The organism is Pseudomonas sp. MYb118 (genome assembly GCF_040947875.1).
Classification (GTDB): Bacteria; Pseudomonadota; Gammaproteobacteria; order Pseudomonadales; family Pseudomonadaceae; genus Aquipseudomonas.
The window spans coordinates 165,862-181,737 of record NZ_JBFRXN010000002.1 but is presented as its reverse complement, the minus strand read 5'-3'; the positions used below and the strand labels follow the sequence as shown (position 1 = coordinate 181,737).

Sequence of the window (15,876 nt, the reverse complement as noted above, 5' to 3'; positions counted from 1 at the left end):
AGTGATGAATGTGCGTCGCAACACAACTAGCGTTGGTGTGGGAGTCTGGGCATGGCTGGTGTAATGGATTCGGTAAACCAGCGCACGCAACTGGTAGGGCAGAATCGCCTGGAGCTGTTGTTGTTCCGTCTTGACGGCCAGCAGCTCTACGGGATCAACGTATTCAAGGTTCGCGAGGTGCTGCAATGCCCCGCGCTGACCGTGATGCCCAAGTCCAGTCCTGTCGTGTGCGGTGTGGCAAATATTCGCGGGGCGACCATTCCGATCCTGGATCTGGCGATGGCGACCGGTGCCGGTGCGTTGAAAGATCAAAGCAGTCCGTTCGTGATCATCACGGAGTACAACACCAAGACCCAGGGTTTCCTGGTGCGCTCGGTGGAACGCATCGTCAACATGAACTGGGAAGAGATCCATCCGCCACCCAAGGGGACGGGGCGCGATCACTACCTGACCGCTGTGACCCGGGTCGACAATCAGTTAGTCGAAATCATCGACGTCGAGAAGGTGCTGGCAGAAGTGGCGCCGACACCGGAAGCGATTTCGGTCGGTGTGGTCGATGAACAGACCCAGCACAAGGCCTTGTCGTTGCGAGTCCTGACGGTCGATGATTCGTCGGTGGCGCGCAAACAGGTCACACGTTGCCTGCAGACGGTCGGTGTGGAAGTGGTGGCGTTGAACGACGGGCGGCAAGCGCTGGACTACCTGCGCAAGCTGGTCGACGAGGGCAAGAAGCCGGAAGAAGAGTTCCTGATGATGATTTCCGACATCGAGATGCCGGAAATGGACGGGTACACCCTCACGGCCGAAATCCGCAACGACCCGCGCATGCAAAAGCTTCATATCATCCTGCATACTTCGTTGTCGGGTGTATTCAATCAGGCGATGGTCAAGAAGGTCGGTGCCGATGACTTCCTGGCCAAATTCCGTCCTGATGACCTGGCATCCCGGGTGGTTGACCGGATCAAAGCAGCAGACATCAGCTAGGGGCCTCCTGCCCCTGGCGGTTAACACGATTTAAGAGGCGGCATCATTGTCTACGGGTAATTTGGATTTCGAACAGTTCCGGGTCTTCCTGGAAAAAGCCTGTGGCATTTTGCTGGGTGAAAACAAGCAGTACCTGGTCTCGAGCCGTCTCAACAAACTGATGGAGCAGCAAGGCATCAAATCCCTGGGTGAGCTGGTCCAGCGCATCCAGACCCAGCCGCGCAGCGGGTTGCGCGAGATGGTGGTCGATGCCATGACGACCAACGAAACCCTGTGGTTTCGTGACACCTATCCGTTTGAAGTGTTGAAGAGCAAGGTGCTGCCCGAGGCCATCAAGGCCGCTCCCGGCCAACGGCTGCGGATCTGGTCGGCGGCCTGTTCGTCGGGGCAGGAACCGTATTCGCTGTCGATGGCCATCGACGAGTTCGAGCGGACCAATATCGGTCAGTTGAAAGCCGGTGTGCAGATCGTTGCCACCGACCTGTCCGGCTCCATGCTGATCAACTGCAAGACCGGCGAATACGACAGCCTGGCCATCGGCCGCGGTTTGTCGCCGGAGCGCCTGCAACGCTACTTCGACCCCAAGGGACCGGGGCGCTGGGCCGTCAAGGCACCGATCAAGAGCCGCGTGGAGTTCCGCGCCTTCAACCTGCTGGACAGCTACGCGAGCCTCGGCAAATTCGACATCGTGTTCTGCCGCAACGTGCTGATCTACTTCTCCGCCGAGGTGAAGAAAGACATCCTGTTGCGCATCCACAGCACGCTCAAGCCGGGCGGCTATCTGTTCCTCGGCGCTTCCGAAGCGCTGAACGGTCTGCCGGATCATTACCAGATGGTCCAGTGCAGCCCGGGGATCATTTACCAGGCGAAGTGATTGCTTGTGACAAAAAACGGGGGTCCGAGAGGGCTCCCGTTTTTTTATGCCCGTAATTTACACCATCACCGCATCCCCCTGTAGGAGCGAGCTTGCTCGCGATGCGGTGTGTCAGACGACGCATGTATTGACTGACACGCCGCCATCGCGAGCAAGCTCGCTCCTACAGGGGGGGCGGTGGCGGATTCGAAATCGGCACAAAGCGGCAGAAAAGCGGCAGACGGCGGAAACCCGTTGCCGCTTTTCTGGCATTGCCGCCCGGTTGCCGCTGGCAAGGCCCCGCAATCCGGGGCTTTGCCGAGTTGGCACGCGGCTTGCTAAATCCATCGTACGAAAAATCAGGTCACCCGAAGGTTTCCGACATGAGCATCAGCTTCGATAAAGCGCTCGGTATCCACGAACAGGCTCTGGGCTTCCGCGCCCAGCGTGCCGAAGTTCTGGCCAACAACATCGCCAACGCCGACACCCCGAACTACAAGGCCCGGGATCTGGACTTCTCGAAAGTGCTCGCCGAGCAGAGCGAGAAGACCAAGAACGGCACGTTCGCCTTGAACATGACCAACAGCCGTCATATCGAAGCGCAAGGTCTGGGCAACGGCGACGAGTCGCTGATGTACCGCACGCCGATGCAGCCGTCGATCGACCAGAACACCGTGGACGCTCAACTGGAACAGTCGAACTACGCGGAAAACTCGGTCAACTTCCAGGCCAGTTTCACTCTGCTCAACAGCAAATTCAAAGGGCTGGTATCGGCCCTGCGTGGAGAATAAGTCATGTCGCTAGCCAGCGTTTTCAACATTGCCGGTAGCGGCATGAGCGCCCAGACCACCCGTCTGAACACCGTGGCCTCGAACATCGCCAACGCCGAAACCGTCTCGTCGAGCATCGACCAGACCTACCGCGCACGTCACCCGGTGTTTGCCACCATGTTCCAGGGCGGCCAGAGCGGCGGCAGCGATTCGCTGTTCCAGAACCAGGACGCGGCAGGCCAGGGCGTGCAGGTACTGGGCGTGGTCGAAGACCAGAGCAACCTGGAAGCGCGCTACCAACCGAATCATCCGGCGGCCGACGCCAAGGGCTACGTCTACTACCCGAACGTCAACGTGGTGGAAGAAATGGCCGACATGATTTCTGCGAGCCGTTCGTTCCAGACCAACGCGGAAATGATGAATACCGCCAAAGCCATGATGCAGAAAGTCCTGACCCTCGGTCAGTGATAAGGGGCGACTCAGATGAGTGTTAGCGATTCCACCGGCGGCCTCAGCATGAATGACATCCTGGCCAACTCTTCGGTCAGGACCAACACCACCAACAACGATGGCCTGGCAGGTGCGGCGGGTGCCGCGACCGGCAAAAAGGCCCTGGGCAAGGACGCGTTCCTGCAGTTGCTGGTAACGCAGTTGAAGAACCAGAACCCGCTGGAGCCTCAGGACAACGGCGAGTTCGTTGCCCAGTTGGCGCAGTTCAGCAGCCTGGAAGGCATCACCACGCTCAACGACACCGTAGCCGGCCTGGCGGCCAACTACAGCTCGTCGCAGGCGTTGCAGGCTTCGTCGCTGGTGGGCCGTTCGGTCATCGCGCCGGGCAGCAAGGCCGTGGTCGATACCTCCAAGAGCTTTACCGGCACCATCGCCGTTCCGGCGTCGGTCGACCCGGTCAAGGTCAAGATCACAGATGCCGACGGCAAAGTCGTCCGCACCCTCGACCTGGGCAGCCAGAAGGCCGGCGAAGCCAGCTTCATCTGGGACGGCAAGAACGATGCGGGCGAAGTGGCCGCAGCGGGCACGTACACCTTCGATGCCACCGCGACTTACGACGGCAAGGCAACATCGTTGGTGACCTACCTGCCTGCCACCGTCAACAGCGTGACCATCAGCCAGACCGGCGGTGAGTTGATGCTCAATCTGGCCGGGTTGGGCAGCATCGCCCTGTCCAAAGTGCAAACCATTGGTATGTAAGAGCCGACTAACCCGGCACAAAGGAGTGGAAAATGTCTTTTAACATCGGCCTTAGCGGTCTCTATGCAGCCAACAAGCAACTGGACGTGACCGGCAACAACATCGCCAACGTGGCGACCGTCGGTTTCAAATCGTCCCGTGCGGAATTCGAAGACGTGTACTCGGCGACTCGTCTGGGCAGCGGCAGCAAAACCATCGGTAACGGTGTGCGCCTGGCCAACGTTTCGCAGCAGTTCACCCAGGGCGACATCAACAACACCGGCAACGTGCTGGACATGGGTATCAACGGTTCCGGCTTCTTCGTGCTGAACGAAAACGGTTCGATGTCGTACACCCGTGCCGGTACCTTCAAGGTCGACAAGGACGGTTACGTCACCAACTCCGACGGCACCGCGCGCCTGCAAGGCTATGGTGTGGACGCCAATGGCAAGATCATCAACGGCATCCTGACCGACCTGCGTATCGACACCTCGAACCTGGCGCCGAAGACCACGACCACCATTTCGTCGACGATCAACCTGAACTCCACGGCCACCGCGATCAACCAGACGACCTTCCCGTTCGATCCGGCCAAGCAGGAATCCTTCACCAAGCAGTTCACCACCCCGGTCTATGACGCCCAGGGCAACCAGCACTCCATGGACCAGTACATGGTCAAGACGGGCGATAACACCTGGAATGTGTACACGCTGATCGACGGGCGCAACCCGAATGGCACCGATCCTACCGATCCGGCGACACCTCCGGTGGCTTCGACCATGGCGTTCGACACGTCTGGCAAGCTGGTGTCGGTGACCACCCCTGGTACTCCGCCAGTGGTCAGCCCTGACCTGAAAATCACCGGCTGGGTGCCGGGCAAGGTGACCAATGGCACTTGGAGCCCGAACGGCGCAGCCGCCGATCCGGCCGGCATCACCGTGTCCATGTCCAACACCACTCAGTTCAACGCCGATACTGCCCGTTCGATTCCGGTCCAGAACGGTTACGCCACTGGCCAGATCACCAACCTGACCATCGACGGCAGCGGTGTGTTGCTGGCCAACTTCAGCAACAACCAGACCAAGGCCATTGGCCAGATCTCCCTGGCCAGCTTCACCAACGAGCAAGGCTTGCAGCCAGTGGGCGGCACCAGCTGGAAAGAGACCTACGCGTCGGGTATCCCGGGTTACGATGCTCCGCAAACCGGCACCCTGGGCTCGATCAACTCCAACTCGCTGGAAGAGTCCAACGTCAACCTGACCAGCGAACTGGTCGACCTGATCAAGGCGCAGAGCAACTACCAGGCGAACGCCAAGACCATCTCGACCCAGAGCACCATCATGCAGACCATCATCCAGATGACCTGATGCTGCCTGGCGCTGCATAAAAAACCCCTCGCAAGAGGGGTTTTTTTATGACCGGCGTTTTGTCTTGCCTGACCGCGAACCTGTAGGAGCGAGCTTGCTCGCGATGGTGGATCAGGCACCGCGGGGCATCAGGCAGCCCACGTCATCGTTAACGACCATCGCGAGCAAGCCCCCTCCCACAGGGTTTGGCGCACACCGCAAAATCTTGGCATACCGCAACCCCTGTAGGAGCGAGCTTGCTCGCGATGGTGGGTCAGACACCGCGGGGCATCAGGCCGCCTGCGTTATCGTTAACGACCATCGCGAGCAGGCTCGCTCCCACAGAGGCGGTGGTGAATCTGCAGGGACGGGCAAAAGAAAACCCCCGACAATCCAGAGGATTGGTCGGGGGTTGTCGGGGCCGGCGCCGGGAGGGCGCCGGCCTGCTCAGCTTATTGGCAAGCTTCGCAATCCGGCTCGTCGATGGCGCAAGCCTTCGGCACTGGAGCAGGACCGGCTGGCGCGGCCAGGACCGAGTCGTCACCGTGGTTGCCGCCGCTGGAAACAGCGTTCAGCTTGCCGGTGTTGATGGTCGACTTCTCGGTGCTGGTCGCGGCCAGGGCACGGAGGTAGTAGGTGGTTTTCAGGCCACGGTACCAGGCCATGCGGTAGGTCACGTCCAGTTTCTTGCCCGAAGCGCCGGCGATGTACAGGTTCAGCGACTGAGCCTGGTCGATCCACTTCTGACGACGGCTGGCGGCGTCGACGATCCACTTGGTGTCCACTTCGAACGCGGTCGCGTACAGGGCCTTGAGCTCTGCCGGAATGCGCTCGATCTGCTGCACCGAACCGTCGTAGTACTTCAGGTCGTTGATCATGACCGAGTCCCACAGGCCGCGGGCCTTGAGGTCGCGAACCAGGTACGGGTTGATCACGGTGAATTCGCCCGACAGGTTCGATTTCACATACAGGTTCTGGTAGGTCGGTTCGATCGACTGCGAAACGCCAGTGATGTTGGCGATGGTCGCGGTCGGTGCGATGGCCATGATGTTCGAGTTACGGATGCCTTTCTGTACACGGGCGCGAACCGGTGCCCAGTCCAGGGTTTCCTTGAGGTCGACATCAATGTACTTCTGGCCACGGGCCTCGATCAGGATCTGTTGCGAATCCAGCGGCAGGATGCCTTTGGACCACAGCGAGCCCTGGAACGTCTCGTAGGCGCCACGCTCGTCCGCCAGGTCGCAGGAAGCCTGGATCGCGTAGTAGCTGACCGCTTCCATGGAAGTGTCGGCGAACTGCACGGCCGCATCGGAACCGTAAGGAATGTGCTGCAGGTACAGCGCATCCTGGAAGCCCATGATGCCCAGGCCAACCGGACGGTGCTTGAAGTTGGAGTTCTTCGCTTGCGGCACCGAGTAGTAGTTGATGTCTATCACGTTATCGAGCATGCGCACGGCGGTGTTCACGGTGCGTTGCAGCTTGGCGGTGTCGAGCTTGCCGTCCACGATGTGGTTCGGCAGGTTGATCGAGCCCAGGTTGCAAACGGCGATCTCGTCCTTGTTGGTGTTCAAGGTGATCTCGGTGCACAGGTTCGAGCTGTGGACCACGCCCACGTGCTGCTGCGGGCTGCGCAGGTTGCATGGGTCCTTGAAGGTCAGCCATGGGTGGCCGGTTTCGAACAGCATGGACAGCATCTTGCGCCACAGGTCTTTGGCCTGGATGGTCTTGAACAGCTTGACCTTGCCTGGGTACTCGGTCAGGGCTTCGTAGTACTCGTAGCGCTCTTCGAAGGCCTTGCCGGTCAGGTCGTGCAGGTCCGGTACTTCGGATGGCGAGAACAGGGTCCACTTGCCGTCATCGAAGACACGCTTCATGAACAGGTCAGGGATCCAGTTGGCGGTGTTCATGTCGTGGGTACGACGACGATCGTCACCGGTGTTCTTGCGCAGCTCGATGAACTCTTCGATGTCCATGTGCCAGGTTTCCAGGTAGGCACACACAGCGCCTTTGCGCTTGCCACCCTGGTTAACGGCGACGGCGGTGTCGTTCACTACCTTGAGGAACGGAACCACGCCCTGGGATTTGCCGTTGGTGCCCTTGATGTACGAACCCAGCGCACGAACCGGCGTCCAGTCGTTGCCCAGGCCGCCAGCGAATTTGGACAGCATGGCGTTGTCGTGGATCGCGTGATAGATGCCCGACAGGTCATCCGGCACGGTGGTCAGGTAGCAGCTCGACAGCTGTGGACGCAGGGTACCGGCGTTGAACAGGGTCGGCGTGGACGCCATGTAGTCGAAGGACGACAGCAGGTTGTAGAACTCGATCGCACGGGCTTCGCGGTCTTTCTCTTCGATGGCCAGGCCCATGGCCACGCGCATGAAGAAGATCTGCGGCAGTTCGAAACGCACGCCATCCTTGTGGATGAAGTAACGGTCGTACAGGGTTTGCAGGCCCAGGTAGGTGAACTGCTGGTCGCGCTCGTGGTTGATTGCCTTGCCCAGTTTTTCCAGATCGAAGTTGGCCAGCTCAGGGTTGACCAGTTCGTACTCGACACCCTTGGCGATGTAGGCAGGCAGAGCCTTGGCGTACAGGTCGGCCATTTCGTGGTGGGTAGCGCTTTCGGCCACACCGAGGAAGCCCAGGCCTTCGGCACGCAGGGTGTCCATCAGCAGGCGGGCGGTCACGAACGAGTAGTTCGGCTCGCGCTCTACCAGGGTACGGGCGGTCATCACCAGGGCGGTGTTGACGTCGTTCAGGGCAACGCCGTCGTACAGGTTCTTCAGGGTTTCGCGCTGGATCAGGTCGCCGTCGACTTCTTCCAGGCCTTCGCACGCTTCGCTGACGATGGTGTTCAGGCGGCCCATGTCCAGCGGCGCCAGGCTGCCGTCGGCACGGGTGATGCGGATCGACGGGTGAGCGTTGACGGTGGCTTCGACCGGAGTGTGCGCAGCACGCTCCTTGGCGCGCGAATCACGGTAGATCACGTAGTCGCGGGCGACTTTCTGCTCGCCGGCACGCATCAGGGCCAGTTCGACCTGGTCCTGGATTTCTTCGATGTGGATGGTGCCGCCCGATGGCATGCGACGCTTGAAGGTCGCGGTGACCTGCTCGGTCAGGCGCGCCACGGTGTCATGGATTCGCGACGAAGCGGCAGCGGTGCCGCCTTCAACTGCGAGGAACGCCTTGGTGATGGCGACGGTGATTTTGTCATCGGTGTAAGCAACGACAGTGCCGTTACGCTTGATCACGCGCAACTGGCCAGGCGCGGTGGCGGACAGATCCGAATTCGAATCCACGGCCTGCGGCAAGGTGCCTTGCGGGTTCTCGCGAGTTGTGTCGGTTTGCATGGGGGGTTGTCTCCACATTCTCTATGTTTTGTTTGGGCACCATCACGGTGCCCACCGTTCTGTCCTGAAGCACTACAACCGACACGCGTCGGGCATAACAACTTCGGGACAGTAGGAAAAAGGCTAATGATGCCGCGTCCTTGCCGAAGTCTTTGACGATGAGCCTGGGCTCGTCGCCGGATTCCATTCCGGGTGACAGTCATGACTGCAACACCCGTACCGTTGTGGCCCTGCTGACCTGAAAAAACGGTGCCATCCGCGGGAGCGGTTTGGGCTTGTAAAATCACGCTGGGTTCAACCGGAAACAGGCAATAAAGCGCTTGAGTTTCCGCTCTGAAATGTGGTTGGCCCTTATCAGGGAAAACCCTACATGTAGGGTTTTTTTTGCGCCGTGCTACAAGATAATGCGTTTTGGGGGGTGTTGCAACGTGCTGCCTGTGGATAACCCTGTGCGTAAATTGTGTGTGAAGGGTCGAATGCGCGTGTAGGCCGCGAGCCTGCTGGATCGAGCGATTTTTCACTGATTTTCAATGAGCGAAAACGGCTGTCCGGATTTCGAAGGGCGCGAACCGTATCACAAAAAACCGGGCGGTCCGAACGCATTTGCCGGCTTGTGTTCTGGACGAGTGGCGTTTATACAATCGGCCGGTGCGTACGCATTCTTATCCTCCCCAATCATTACAAAAAGACGGGCGGATCCTTCCTTTTTCAGTGTCGTTGGCAAGCAGAGGTCACCGTGGAGCAAGAAGCCTGGCAGGTATTGATTGTCGAAGACGACCAGCGTCTGGCCGAATTGACCCGCGAATACCTGCAAGCCAATGGCCTGCGCGTGTCGATCGAGGGCAACGGTGCCCTGGCGGCCGCGCGCATCATCAAGGAGAAGCCGGACCTGGTGATCCTCGACCTCATGCTGCCCGGCGAAGACGGCCTGAGCATCTGCCGCAAGGTCCGCGACAAGTACGATGGCCCGATCCTGATGCTGACCGCGCGTACCGACGACACCGATCAGATCCTTGGCCTGGACCTGGGCGCCGATGACTACGTGTGCAAACCGGTGCGCCCGCGCCTGCTGCTGGCGCGCATCCAGGCGTTGTTGCGCCGCAGCGAGCCAGCGGAGCCGGTGGCAGAGAAAACCCGGCGCCTGCAATTCGGCCCGTTGGTGGTGGACAACGCCTTGCGTGAAGCCTGGCTGCATGACAACGGCATCGAGTTGACCAGTGCCGAGTTCGACCTGCTGTGGCTGCTGGTGGCCAATGCCGGGCGAATCCTGTCGCGCGAGGAAATCTTCACCGCGCTGCGTGGCATCGGTTATGACGGCCAGGACCGCTCCATTGACGTGCGCATCTCGCGCATCCGCCCGAAAATCGGCGACGACCCCGACCATCCGCGCCTGATCAAGACCATCCGCAGCAAGGGTTATCTGTTCGTACCTGAAGCCTGTGTAGATTCGCCGCTGTGAATTCGATCTTCCTGCGCATCTATGGCGGCATGTGCGCGGCGCTGATCCTGGTGGCGGTGCTCGGCGTGCTGGCGTTGCACATGCTCAACCAGGTGCGCAGCGAGCAGTACCGCGAACGCCTGGCTCACGGCACGTTCTCGCTGATGGCCGACAACCTGCAGCCGATGAACGAAACCCAGCGCCATCGCGCCTTGCTGGTGTGGGAGCGCTTGCTGGGTATTCCGCTGTCACTGAAGACGTTCGCCCAGACGGATCTCGACCTGACCCAGCGCACCCGCGTGCTGCATGGCCAGGCACTGGTCGAGCAGACCGGCCCGCACGCGGCCAAGGTCTATCGACTGGTCAGCGAAAAGGAACAGTTGATGCTCGCCGGTGAGGTCCAGCAGATCAGCGAGCAACTGGCCCGGGCGACGATCTACCTGCTGACCGACGAGCTGGTCCGCGTCCCCGTGTCGGAACAGGCCAAACGCCTGGCGCAGATAAAGGAAGAGAAGGGCTTCGGTTTTGACCTGCGGCTGGTGACGGTCGAAGAGGCCGACATGGACGAAGACCAGAGCCGTCGCGTGTCGGAAGGCGACACGGTGATGGCGCTGGGCAAGGAGGGTGATTCGATCCGTGTGTTTGCCGGCATGGTCGGAACGCCATGGGTGCTGGAAATCGGCCCGTTGTACCAGATGAATCCTTACCCGCCGGAATGGCTGGTGCTGATTGCCGCCCTGGGTTTGAGCCTGATCGGCTTGATCGTCTATTTATTGGTGCGGCAACTGGAGCGGCGCCTGCGCGGCCTCGAAGCTGCCGCCACGCGCATTGCCAAAGGCAGCCTGGAAACCCGGGTGCCGGCGCGTGGCGCGGATTCGGTGGGGCGCCTGGCCGCAGCTTTCAACGGCATGGCCGAGCACTTGCAGCAGTTGCTGGCGGTGCAGCGCGAACTGGTGCGCGCCGTGTCCCATGAATTGCGCACCCCGGTGGCGCGCCTGCGTTTCGGCCTGGAGATGATCGGCTCGGCCACCACGCCGCAGGCCCTGGAAAAGTACTGCGAAGGCATGGACCACGACATCGAAGACCTCGACCGGCTGGTGGACGAGATGCTCACCTATGCGCGGATGGAGCAGGGCTCGCCGGCGCTGAACTTCCAGCGCATCGACCTGGATGCCTTGGTCAACCAGGTGATCGAGGAACTGGCGCCGTTGCGTGCCGACGTCACGGTGCAGCGTGGCCTGTGCCTGTCGGCGGCCGAGTGTGACGATGCCTGGGTCGAGGCGGAGCCGCGTTACCTGCACCGGGCCATCCAGAACCTGGTGAGCAACGCCATGCGCCACGCGCAGTCGCGGGTCACCGTCAGCTACCAGGTGGGGCAGCAGCGATGCCGGGTGGACATCGAAGACGACGGGCCCGGCGTGCCCGAGTCGGCCTGGGAAAAGATCTTCACCCCCTTCCTGCGCCTCGACGACAGCCGCACCCGCGCCTCGGGCGGGCACGGCCTGGGCCTGTCGATCGTGCGGCGGATCATCCATTGGCACGATGGGCGGGCGTTGATCAGCAAGAGCAAGAGCCTGGGCGGGGCGTGTTTCAGCTTGAGTTGGCCGAGGAACCAGGAGAAGCGCTGAGTGCTTTGCTGTCTGGTCGGGCCTCATCGCGAGCAAGCTCGCTCCTACAGTTTGGAATGCGTCCCCCTGTAGGAGCGAGCTTGCTCGCGATGGGGCCGGCCAATACAACAAACCTCTTCAGCCTTTAATGCTGACCAAACTCAACAACTGCCCATCCTTAACCCCAAACTGCGCCTCCAGCTCAGTGCCATGCCGCCACTCTGCGGACAAGTCCGTGAGCAACCGCAACCGCACCTGCCCGGCCTCGCTCCACTCCAGCACCTCGGCATGCTCGAAATAAAAGCGCTGCTGCACAATCGGGTACAGCGCCTTGAACAGGCTCTCTTTGACGGAAAACGTCAGGGTCACCAGCAGCGCCAATTGATCGTGGCGGCCGGCCGCCATGCGCTGCAATTCGGCGGGGGTGAGGATCTCCCCGGCCAGGCGCTGTGCCCGTTCCGGGTTGAGCAGGTTTTCCAGGTCCATGCCCAGGCCGCGCCAGGCGCTTTTGCGCGCGACAATCGCCGCGGCCCGGCCGGTGCTGTGGGTAATGGAACCGGTGATGTGCGCCGGCCACACCGGTGCCCGGTCCTCGCCAATGGCCGGGACCACATTCAGCCCTTCCAGTTGTTGCAGGGCGGCCCTTGCGCAGATCCGCCCGGCGAGGAACTCGGCCTGACGCTTGGCGACGGAACGCTGGATGGTGGCCGGTGGCTCGATGGCGCTGCGCTGGAAGTCATCGCCGGCCAGTCGCGTACTGTCGAAATGGGTGCTGAGCAGCACGGTATCGGGCAGCACGAAGGGCAGCGGCCAATCGGCATCGAGCGGGGTGCAGCAGGCGGGTAGAGCGGGGAGGGGATTCATGCAGGGCATTTTGCCGGGTTGGTTGGGGGCTGGGTAGTCTCATTCGGGACCGAGGTGACCCCAATCGCGGGCAAGCCCGCTCCCACAGTGATCGGCGGTGTTCACAAAACCTGTGGGAGCGGGCTTGCCCGCGATTGGTGCAACTCGGTCTAAGGAATCAACCGAAAAGCTTCTTGAAGAACGCCTGCATATCCGCCCACGACTTGTCATCCGCCGCCTTGTTGTAACCGATATCCGGCCCACCATGGTCGCCGTGGCTCAGGCGATCCGCATCCGGGTTGCTGAAACCATGCTTGGCGCCGTCCAGGCTGACAAAGGTGTAGTCGGCCCCGGCCTTGTCCATCTCGCTCTTGAACGCCGTGACATTTTCCGCCGTGACCATGCTGTCCAGTGCGCCATGCTCGACCAGGATTTTCGCCTTCACCTTGCCCGGCTCGGCCGGGGTCTTGGTCGCCAGTGCGCCGTGGAAGCTGACCACGCCCGCCAGAGGCACGCCCTGGCGCGCCGCATTCAGCACCACGGCACCGCCGAAGCAGTAACCGATCGCTGCCACCTTGGTCGGGTCGGTTTGTGCCTGTTTCTTCAACAGGTCGAGCCCGGCCTGGAAGCGCGCGCTGGAGGCGTCGGCGTCCTTCAACGCGGCCTGCATGAAGGCCATGGCGTCCTTGGGATGCTCGGTGTTCTTGCCGTCGCCATACATGTCGATGGCCAGCGCGCTGTAGCCCAGGGCCGCGAGGTCACGGGCGCGGCGCTTGGTGTAGTCGTTGAGTCCCCACCATTCGTGGACCACCACCACGCCCGGGCGTTTTCCCGAGATGGCATCATCGTAGGCGTAGTAACCGATCAGTTGCGTGCCGTCGGCGCTTTTGTAGGGAATCTCCTGGGTCTTGATCGCGGCGTGGCCAAGCCCGCTCAAGGTCAGTAAAAGGACAGCGAGGAATACGCGCATGCTCGAATCTCCTGTAACAAAGTCTGGTCGTCGATCTGGTTCAGCTCAGGTTCAGCGTATGTTCAGGGGCAGTTCAGGGCCAGGTGGGTAACCTTGCGCCATACCCGAAAAGCACATTGCACCTGAGGAAACTCGTCAATGACTACGTTGAAGAAACTGCTTCTGGCTTTCACGGTGATGGGCGCAAGCGTAGCTGCTCATGCAAGCGACGATAACTTTTCCAGCCTGACGTTCGGACAGAACAACAAGCTGAAGAAGGCCAACGCGTTCAACTTCAACTATCCCGATGCCGGGGGCGCGGTCAAGGACAGCGCCTGGGGCGTGCACCTGGCACAGCAAAACAGCCGGGGGCATTACTACGCCACTTATGACAATGTGTCGGGCACCTACAATGGCATTAAACTGCGTCAGGAAAACCTGCTTGGCGTTTACGATCTGTCTGACCCGGTGGGCGGCAGCACCCATGTGGTAAACCTCTGGAGATGTTGATTTGCCCGGGAGAGCGTTATGAAACTGCTGGTCGTCGAAGATGAGGCGCTGTTGCGCCATCACCTGCAAACCCGCCTGACGGACAGCGGTCATGTGGTCGAGTCGGTGCCCAATGCCGAGGAGGCGCTGTACCAGACCGAGCAGTTCAACCATGACCTGGCCGTGATCGACCTGGGGTTGCCGGGCATGGGCGGGCTCGACCTGATCCGGCAGTTGCGTTCGCGTGGCAAGACCTTCCCGATCCTGATCCTCACCGCCCGCGGCAACTGGCAGGACAAGGTCGAGGGACTGGCGGCCGGTGCCGACGACTACGTGGTCAAGCCGTTCCAGTTCGAAGAGCTGGATGCGCGTCTGAATGCCTTGCTGCGTCGTTCCAGCGGTTTCACCCAGTCGACCATCGTCGCCGGCCCGCTGTTGCTCGACCTCAACCGCAAGCAGGCGTCCCTCGACGATCAGCCGCTGGCGCTGACGGCCTATGAATACCGCATCCTCGAGTACCTGATGCGCCACCATCAGCAGGTCGTGGCCAAGGACCGCCTGATGGAGCAGCTCTACCCGGATGACGACGAGCGCGATCCGAACGTGATCGAAGTGCTGGTCGGCCGTCTGCGGCGCAAACTCGAAGGCCCGGCGGGGTTCAAGCCGATCGACACCGTGCGCGGCCTCGGCTACCTGTTCAATGAGCGCTGCACTTGATCCGCTCGCTTCGTGTCCGTTTGATGCTCGCCGCCACCCTGTTGGCGGTGTTGTTCATGTTGGCGCTGTTGCCGGCGATGCAGGGCGCGTTCAGCCTGGCGTTGCAGGACTCCATCGAGCAACGCCTGGCCTCGGACGTCACCACGCTGATTTCCGCCGCACGGGTGGAAGGCAACCGCCTGCAAATGCCGGCGCAATTGCCCGACGAGCGCTTCAACCTCACCGACAGTCGCCTGCTCGGCTACATCTATGACCGCGAAGGCCATCTGGTCTGGCGCTCCAAGGGCACCCGCGAAGAGCACATCAACTACAAGCCGCGCTACGACGGGCGCGGCAATGAATTCGCCAGGATCAGCGAGGTCGACGGCCAGGATTACTTCGTCTACGACGTCGAGGTCAAACTGCTGGGTGGCAAGAGCGCGGCGTTCAGCATCGTCACCCTGCAACCGGTGCGCGAGTACGAAGTCACCCTCGAAGGCCTGCGGGAAAATCTCTACCTGGGCTTCGGCGCCGCGCTGCTGGTGCTGCTGGCGCTGCTGTGGATCGGCCTGACCTGGGGCTTGCAGGCGTTGCGCCGATTGAGTCAGGAGCTGGATGAAATCGAAAGCGGCGCGCGCGAAAGCCTCAGCGAACAGCACCCGCGCGAGCTGTTGCGCCTGACCGGCTCGCTCAACCGTTTGCTGCACAGCGAGCGTGAACAGCGCAGTCGCTACCGCGACTCCCTCGACGACCTGGCCCACAGCCTGAAAACCCCGTTGACCGTGCTGCAAGGGGTCAGCGAAGACATGGCGCAGCGGCCGGCCGATCGTGACCAGGCCTGGGTGCTGCAAACCCAGATCGAGCGCATGAGCCAGCAGATCAGCTACCAATTGCAGCGCGCCAGCCTGCGCAAAAGCGGCCTGGTGCGCCATCAGGTGCGCTTGCAACCGGTGTTGCAGAGCCTGTGCGACACGCTCGACAAGGTCTACCGCGACAAGCGTGTGCGGGTCGCCTTCGACCTGCCACAGCCGTGTTACGTGCCGATCGAGCAGGGCGCCTTGCTGGAAATGCTCGGCAACCTGCTGGAAAACGCCTATCGCCTGTGCCTGGGCGAAGTGCGCATCAGCGTGCGCGAGAGCCTCAGTGGCATCGAGCTGTGTGTGGAGGACGACGGGCCGGGCGTGCCGCCGGACCAGCGTGCACGGATTCTGCAACGGGGCGAACGACTGGATCGCCAGCATCCTGGGCAGGGCATCGGGTTGGCGGTGGTCAAGGACATCATCGAAAGCTACAGCGCACGGTTGACCCTGGGAGATTCGCCGATGGGCGGGGCGGCGTTCAGAATTCATTTCCCGGTGGTGTAGGA

The 15,876-nt window shown here is 61.3% G+C and carries 13 protein-coding genes and 1 pseudogene; 11 read left to right on the top strand and 3 right to left on the bottom strand.

Annotated features, from left to right (window positions below; genetic code table 11):
* Nucleotides 1-51: 51 nt before the first annotated feature.
* The 6 genes from ABVN20_RS06640 to flgE all read left to right on the top strand — a co-directional run bounded on the left by ABVN20_RS06640 (nt 52) and on the right by flgE (nt 5,162).
* Nucleotides 52-984 carry a chemotaxis protein CheV gene (locus ABVN20_RS06640; protein ID WP_368554744.1) on the top strand — a complete coding sequence of 311 codons (933 nt, stop codon included), beginning with the start codon at nt 52-54 and terminating at the stop codon, nt 982-984.
* A 46-nt stretch (nt 985-1,030) separates the two neighbouring features.
* Nucleotides 1,031-1,858: a protein-glutamate O-methyltransferase CheR gene (gene cheR / locus ABVN20_RS06635; RefSeq protein WP_368554743.1), complete on the top strand. Its 828-nt coding sequence runs from the start codon at nt 1,031-1,033 to the stop codon at nt 1,856-1,858.
* 362 nt (nt 1,859-2,220) lie between these two features.
* Nucleotides 2,221-2,628, top strand: coding sequence for a flagellar basal body rod protein FlgB (gene flgB / locus ABVN20_RS06630; RefSeq protein WP_368554742.1), 408 nt, complete (start codon nt 2,221-2,223; stop codon nt 2,626-2,628).
* A 3-nt stretch (nt 2,629-2,631) separates the two neighbouring features.
* The gene (gene flgC / locus ABVN20_RS06625; RefSeq protein ID WP_368554740.1) at nt 2,632-3,075 is read left to right on the top strand and encodes a flagellar basal body rod protein FlgC; all 444 of its coding nucleotides are present in this window, start codon (nt 2,632-2,634) and stop codon (nt 3,073-3,075) included.
* A 15-nt stretch (nt 3,076-3,090) separates the two neighbouring features.
* The gene (gene flgD, locus ABVN20_RS06620; protein WP_368554739.1) at nt 3,091-3,816 is read left to right on the top strand and encodes a flagellar hook assembly protein FlgD; all 726 of its coding nucleotides are present in this window, start codon (nt 3,091-3,093) and stop codon (nt 3,814-3,816) included.
* A gap of 32 nt (nt 3,817-3,848) precedes the next feature.
* On the top strand, nt 3,849-5,162 hold the full coding sequence (flgE, locus tag ABVN20_RS06615; protein ID WP_368554738.1) for a flagellar hook protein FlgE: 1,314 nt from the start codon (nt 3,849-3,851) through the stop codon (nt 5,160-5,162).
* Between the two features lie 431 nt (nt 5,163-5,593).
* On the opposite strand, the gene ABVN20_RS06610 is transcribed toward flgE, so the two are convergent.
* Complete coding sequence (locus tag ABVN20_RS06610) at nt 5,594-8,488, bottom strand: ribonucleoside-diphosphate reductase subunit alpha (RefSeq protein ID WP_368554737.1); 2,895 nt, start codon at nt 8,486-8,488, stop codon at nt 5,594-5,596.
* A 736-nt stretch (nt 8,489-9,224) separates the two neighbouring features.
* On the opposite strand from ABVN20_RS06610, the gene ABVN20_RS06605 reads away from it, so the two are divergent.
* Entirely contained in the window at nt 9,225-9,947 is a 723-nt protein-coding gene (locus tag ABVN20_RS06605; RefSeq protein ID WP_368554735.1) for a response regulator, read from the top strand.
* Nucleotides 9,944-11,554, top strand: coding sequence for an ATP-binding protein (locus ABVN20_RS06600; protein ID WP_368554734.1), 1,611 nt, complete (start codon nt 9,944-9,946; stop codon nt 11,552-11,554). The genes ABVN20_RS06605 and ABVN20_RS06600 overlap by 4 nt, the downstream gene beginning before the upstream one ends.
* A 117-nt stretch (nt 11,555-11,671) precedes the next feature.
* On the opposite strand, the gene ABVN20_RS06595 is transcribed toward ABVN20_RS06600, so the two are convergent.
* Together ABVN20_RS06595 and ABVN20_RS06590 are read right to left on the bottom strand one after the other, a co-directional pair.
* Nucleotides 11,672-12,397, bottom strand: coding sequence for a 4'-phosphopantetheinyl transferase (locus ABVN20_RS06595; protein ID WP_368554733.1), 726 nt, complete (start codon nt 12,395-12,397; stop codon nt 11,672-11,674).
* Between the two features lie 157 nt (nt 12,398-12,554).
* Nucleotides 12,555-13,346, bottom strand: coding sequence for a dienelactone hydrolase family protein (locus ABVN20_RS06590; RefSeq protein ID WP_368554732.1), 792 nt, complete (start codon nt 13,344-13,346; stop codon nt 12,555-12,557).
* Between the two features lie 138 nt (nt 13,347-13,484).
* Between ABVN20_RS06590 and ABVN20_RS06585 the strand changes: the two are divergent.
* The 3 genes and pseudogenes from ABVN20_RS06585 to ABVN20_RS06575 all read left to right on the top strand — a co-directional run.
* A pseudogene (locus tag ABVN20_RS06585) lies at nt 13,485-13,814 on the top strand (hypothetical protein); the annotation flags it as partial.
* A 39-nt stretch (nt 13,815-13,853) separates the two neighbouring features.
* The gene (locus ABVN20_RS06580) at nt 13,854-14,531 is read left to right on the top strand and encodes a response regulator (RefSeq protein WP_368554731.1); all 678 of its coding nucleotides are present in this window, start codon (nt 13,854-13,856) and stop codon (nt 14,529-14,531) included.
* The gene (locus tag ABVN20_RS06575; RefSeq protein WP_368554730.1) at nt 14,528-15,874 is read left to right on the top strand and encodes an ATP-binding protein; all 1,347 of its coding nucleotides are present in this window, start codon (nt 14,528-14,530) and stop codon (nt 15,872-15,874) included. The genes ABVN20_RS06580 and ABVN20_RS06575 overlap by 4 nt, the downstream gene beginning before the upstream one ends.
* Nucleotides 15,875-15,876: the final 2 nt, after the last annotated feature.